The organism is Dietzia sp. E1 (genome assembly GCF_014145015.1).
Taxonomy (GTDB): Bacteria; Actinomycetota; Actinomycetes; order Mycobacteriales; family Mycobacteriaceae; genus Dietzia; species Dietzia cinnamea_A.
Genome location: NZ_JAALDU010000059.1, coordinates 1 through 4,318, shown reverse-complemented (window position 1 = coordinate 4,318; position 4,318 = coordinate 1). Strand labels below are relative to the sequence as shown.

The 4,318-nt window shown below is 70.5% G+C and carries 4 protein-coding genes; 1 reads left to right on the top strand and 3 read right to left on the bottom strand.

Annotated features, from left to right (window positions below):
- Positions 1–143: 143 nt before the first annotated feature.
- The 3 genes from G6030_RS02710 to cysD are packed head-to-tail and all read right to left on the bottom strand — an operon-like array spanning position 144 to position 3,902.
- Positions 144–1,070, bottom strand: coding sequence for a TSUP family transporter (locus G6030_RS02710; RefSeq protein WP_182642129.1), 927 nt, complete (start codon positions 1,068–1,070; stop codon positions 144–146).
- A 4-nt stretch (positions 1,071–1,074) separates the two neighbouring features.
- A complete protein-coding gene (gene cysN / locus G6030_RS02705) occupies positions 1,075–2,985 on the bottom strand; it encodes a sulfate adenylyltransferase subunit CysN (protein WP_182642128.1) in 1,911 nt (636 codons plus the stop codon).
- Positions 2,985–3,902, bottom strand: a complete 918-nt coding sequence (gene cysD / locus G6030_RS02700; protein ID WP_182642127.1) for a sulfate adenylyltransferase subunit CysD — start codon at positions 3,900–3,902, stop codon at positions 2,985–2,987. Before cysD ends, cysN begins: the two co-directional genes overlap by 1 nt.
- A gap of 164 nt (positions 3,903–4,066) precedes the next feature.
- Here cysD and G6030_RS02695 point away from each other — a divergent pair.
- On the top strand, positions 4,067–4,318 hold a 252-nt coding region (locus G6030_RS02695; RefSeq protein ID WP_182642126.1), incomplete at its 3' end, for a helix-turn-helix domain-containing protein.

The window sequence follows — 4,318 nt, the reverse complement described above, 5'->3', positions numbered from 1 at the left end:
TGGCGTCTCGCCCACCCCGCGGTGCGCGCGAGACGCCATCCCGGGGAGCGGCTGTGTGTCTGGTGCGCGCGAGACGCCATCCCGGGGAGCGGCTGCTGCCGAGTGCGGCGGGCCGAGCTCACGGCGGCCCGGCGTCGACCGGCTCAGGCGTGAGCCGACGCCCCGGGCCGCTGCACCGCGGGCTCGTCCAGGTGCACCGAGAACCGGCGCACGAGCGCCCGCCACACCAGCGGGCCGCCCACCACGAGCACCAGCGTGATGATCCCGATCATCAGCGGCGAGGCGCCGAGCATGGCCGACGCCGTCACCGCGAGCACGATGGTGACGCCGCGGCGGATGAGCCCACCCGGCACGCGCCCGGCGAACCTCGACCCGAAGAACGTGCCGATCGCCCCGCCGATGAGCAGCGGGATCAGCAGGTCCCAGTCGACGCCGGTCACCATGACGTGACCGATCGCGGCCGCGATCACCAGCGGGACCGCCTGCACGAGGTCGGTGCCCACCAGACGCAGCGCGGCGAGCGTCGGGTACAGCAGCATGATGCACATCATGATGACGGTGCCCGAGCCGACCGAGGTGATGCCCACCATCAGTCCGCCGATCACGCCGACGAGCAGCGTGAGCACCGGCTTGACCGGCGGGTCCGGGTCGTCACCGGTGCGGATCCGCCCGGACATCTCGAAGAACGCCCGCAGGAAGTAGGCCGTGGACGCCACGATGAGGGTCGCGCCGATGGCCTTCTTGAGCATCCCCTGCACGTCCTCGGCGCCGATCGCGTGCACGAGCCACGCGCCGAGGTACGCCGTGGGCACCGAGCCGATGATCAGCCAGAAGGCGATCTTGAGGTTGGGTTTGCCGTGCCTCCAGTGCACGCCCGCGCCCACGACCTTGTTGACCGCGTTGACCACCAGGTCGTTGGCGACGGCCGCCGTCGGCGGGATGCCCACGAGGATGAGCGCCGGCGTCATGAGTGCGCCGCCGCCCATCCCCGTCAGGCCGATCACCACGCCGATGACGGCGCTGACGACCAGCAGGCCGAGCGAGTCGTAGGTCCACAGGGCCTCGGGCACCGGCTCAGATTCCCAGGATGGAGCTGAGGATCCGCTGCGCGACCTCTTCCGCGGTCCCGTCCTCGGGGCGCACGTGCAGGTCGGGGGTCAGCGGCGGCTCGTACGGCGCGGAGACGCCGGTGAACTCGGGGATCTCGCCGGCGCGGGCTTTGGCGTACAGGCCCTTGGGGTCGCGGGCCTCGCACTCGGCCAGCGGGGTGTCCACGAAGACCTCGGTGAACGGCAGGTCAGCCTTGGCGTGGACCTGGCGCGCCGCGTCGCGGTCGGCGCGCATGGGCGAGATGAGGGAACAGATGACGACGACGCCGGCATCGGCGAACAGTGCCGCCACTTCCGCGGTGCGGCGGATGTTCTCCGCCCGGTCCTCGGCCGAGAACCCGAGGTCGGCGTTGAGGCCGTGGCGCAGGTTGTCGCCGTCGAGGATGTACGCCGGATGGCCGGACTCGATGAGCAGCCGCTCGACCTCCGAGGCGATGGTCGACTTACCCGACCCCGACAGGCCGGTGAGCCACAGCGTGCGTCCCTGACCGCGGTCCCCGCGCTGGACGGCCCCGGCGTGCCAGACGACGTTGGAGCCGGTGGTGGCGGGCCCGATGATCATGCCCGCGCCCACCGTGTTGCCGGTGGTCTCGTCCACGAGGATGAAGGCGCCCGTGTCGCGGTTGCGGCGGTACGGGTCGTACATCAGCGGCGTCTGCGTGCGCAGGCCGATGCGCCCGATCTCGTTGAGTTCGAGCTCGGTCGAGTCGGGGTCGCGGTGCAGCGTGTTGACGTCGAGCCGGTACTCCATCCCGGTCACGATCGCCTTGGTCTCGCGCGTCGTGTGCTTGACGATGTAGCGCTTGTTGGTCTCGAGGGTCGTGTCGTCGGCGAACCAGCAGACCATGGCCTCGAGCTCGGTTCCCTGGTGCGGCCGGTTGCCGGGCCGGGCGATCATCTCGCCGCGGACGATGTCGATCTCGTCGTTGAGCGCGATCGTCACCGCGGCAGGAGCGGCGGCCTCGTCGAGCTCCACTCCGCCCGGGCCCCAGATCGCCTTGACGGTGGACTGCCGACCGGACGGCATGACCACCACGTCGTCGTCGACCTTGATGATCCCACCCGCGACGGTGCCGGCGAAGGACCGGTGATCCAACCCGTCGGCGCGCTGGGGGCGGATCACGTACTGCACCGGGAACCGGACGTCGGTGAGGTTGCGGTCCGAGGCGATGTGCACGTTCTCGAGGTGGTCGAGCAGCGCCGGGCCCGTGTACCAGGGCATGGCGTCCGACCGCTCCACGACGTTGTCGCCCTTGAGCGCCGAGAGCGGCACGAAGGTGACGTCGTGGACCTCGAGCTTGGCGGCGAAGTCGGTGAATTCGGCGCGGATGGCCTCGAACGTGGCCTCGTCGTAGTCGATGAGGTCCATCTTGTTCACCGCCACCACGAGGCGGGGGATACCCAGCAGGGCGGACAGGAACGCGTGGCGGCGGGTCTGCTCGAGCACTCCCTTGCGGGCGTCGACGAGGATGATCGCCACGTCGGCCGTCGAGGCACCGGTGACCATGTTGCGCGTGTACTGCACGTGGCCCGGGGTGTCGGCGATGATGAACTTGCGCCGCGGGGTCGAGAAGTAGCGGTAGGCGACGTCGATCGTGATGCCCTGCTCGCGCTCGGACCGCAGCCCGTCGGTGAGCAGTGCGAGGTCGGTGTACTCGTCGCCGCGCTTGGCGGAGGTGGCCTCGATGGAGGCGAGCTGGTCCTCGAAGATGCCCTTGGAGTCGAACAGCAGTCGGCCGATCAGGGTCGACTTGCCGTCGTCGACGGACCCGGCGGTGGCGATGCGCAGCAGCTGCGCCTGGTCGGACATGGTGTGGCCGGTCTCCACGATGGCGGCCTCGTCGGTCGGGGTGGTGGCCGTGGTGGGGGTGCTCATCAGAAGTAGCCCTCCTTCTTGCGGTCTTCCATGCCGGCCTCGGAGATCCGGTCATCGGCGCGGGTGGCGCCGCGCTCGGTGACGCGGGTGCCCGCGACCTCGGCGACGACGGCGGCGTTGTCGGCGGCGTCGGACTCGACGCAGCCGGTGCAGGTGGCGTCGCCGACGGTGCGGAAACGCACGAGCTCGGTGCGCGCCTCCTCGTGCGGCAGCGTCTCCAGGAAGCGGGTCTTGGCCAGGAGCATGCCGTCGCGCTCGATGACCTCGCGCTCGTGGGCGTAGTAGATCGGCGGGAGGTCGATGTCCTCGCGCTCGATGTACTGCCAGATGTCCAGCTCGGTCCAGTTGGACAGCGGGAACACGCGGATGTGCTCGCCCTTGCGGTGCTTGCCGTTGTAGAGCTTCCACAGCTCGGGCCGCTGCGCGCGCGGGTCCCAGGCGCCGAACGCGTCGCGGAAGGAGAAGACGCGCTCCTTGGCGCGGGCCTTCTCCTCGTCGCGGCGGGCGCCACCGAAGACGGCGTCGAAGCGGTTCTCCTGGATCCCGCGCAGCAGTGCGGTGGTCTGGAGGCGGTTGCGGCTCGCGCCGACCCCGGTGTCCTCGACCACGCGGCCGGCGTCGATGTCGTCCTGGACGTGGGAGACGACCAGCTGGACGCCGGTCTCGGCGACCACGCGGTCGCGGTACTCGATGACCTCGTCGAAGTTGTGCCCGGTGTCGACGTGCATGAGCGGGAACGGCATGGGCGCGGGCCAGAAGGCCTTGCGGGCGAGGTGGAACATCACCACCGAGTCCTTGCCGCCGGAGAAGAGCATCCCCGGGCGTTCGAACTGCGCGGCTACCTCGCGGAAGATGTGGACGGACTCCGCCTCGAGCGCGTCGAGATGCGAGAGCGTCACCGCCGACCTCGTCGTCATGCGACCTCCAGTGTTGTGGGCTGGCCCGGCGGACCGGACAGCGGGCAGACAGGTCTGTCTACCTTCGGGCGTCCGCCCCATCCTGCGCCCGCCCCGCCCGGATTTCCATCTCGGTGAGGCCAATCACCCCCGGATCGTCGGCTATCCGACATAAGATGCCGCATATGCGACACGAGCCGACCCATCGGGTGATCTCGGTTCTCCAGGCGCTCGCCACCGACGGCCCGCCCCTGCCCCTGTCGGAGATCGCGCGACTGACCGGGGCCAGTCGCTCCACCCTCCATGCGGTCCTCGCGGAGATGGACGCCCAGGGCTGGGCGGAGAAGGCGGGGGGCGGTTGGCGGGCCGGGCCGGCCCTGCGCGAGGTCGGCGCGGCGTTGGCCGCGGAGGTCGACCTGGTCCGTGCCGCCCGCCAG